This window comes from Pseudomonas sp. 05N434, from assembly GCF_056396965.1.
Window position 1 is genome coordinate 1 of record NZ_JBFTMK010000967.1, and the last position, 855, is coordinate 855.

Here is an 855-nt window from a genome sequence, read left to right on the forward strand (position 1 = left end):
GAAGACTGGAGTCTCTCATTCTTTTATGTTGCAGCTACGCGAGCCAAGCAAAGCCTGGCGATCATCATTGATAAACCTGGTAGGTCCAAACTGCCAGTGTGGGTGCCGTAATTGAGAGGGGCAGGGCGCTCGCGAGGGGCAAACTGTAGTTCTAGGCAAACCCTAGCAGTGCTAGTAGGCAGCCTGGGCAAGTCCTATGAAGCGACAAGCAGAATTTGAGATCATCTAGGAATCTTGGTTTTTACACGCGAGTTGCCGATTTGCGCGCGCCGAACGCCGTACCTGGCTGAACGTCAACTGCGCTAATTTTTTTGCAATTTCTGTTGCACCTAGCAGCGCCTCATCATTCCTTGCTGCATCGGCAATAGCAGCCCGATGCCGTCGGATTAAGGCCTGGATACCGCTGATAGTCATGCCTTTCCACCTTCGACTTTCTGTGAGCGTGCAGACATCAGGGAGCGCCTTTTTGGTCGGCAACCCTTGAGATTCAACGTAGCCCTTCAAAATCAGAATGAACTCATGATCCAGACTCTTATTTGGTGGGGGTTCCGGAGGCCTAGCCATGACCGGCGCCGGTTGCCCCCGAACCCCGGCACGCCACAAATAATTGAGAAAATGGAAGGTAATACCGTGCACCTTGCGCATCACTGTGCTGACGATTGGGGTCTCCCGGGCGCGTCGATAGCAYGGGCGCCAAGCCGGATTAATTGGCTGTGTTGTGAAAACTGGCTGGCCACGGAACACGAAAGTACGATTAATTGAATGGAGGTTGAGGTTTGTAGCTTCTGAGTAAAGAGCGTCCATTATAAAAAAAATGATCCAAGGGGCACGGAGTCGATCAAGCAGGGACAAGGC

Annotated in this window: 1 protein-coding gene; it reads right to left on the reverse strand. The window is 52.3% G+C overall.

The window, feature by feature from the left end:
* Nucleotides 1-225: 225 nt before the first annotated feature.
* Nucleotides 226-855, reverse strand: a 630-nt coding sequence (locus AC1DLB_RS31100; RefSeq protein WP_477786416.1) for a hypothetical protein, incomplete at its 5' end; no start/stop codon positions are given.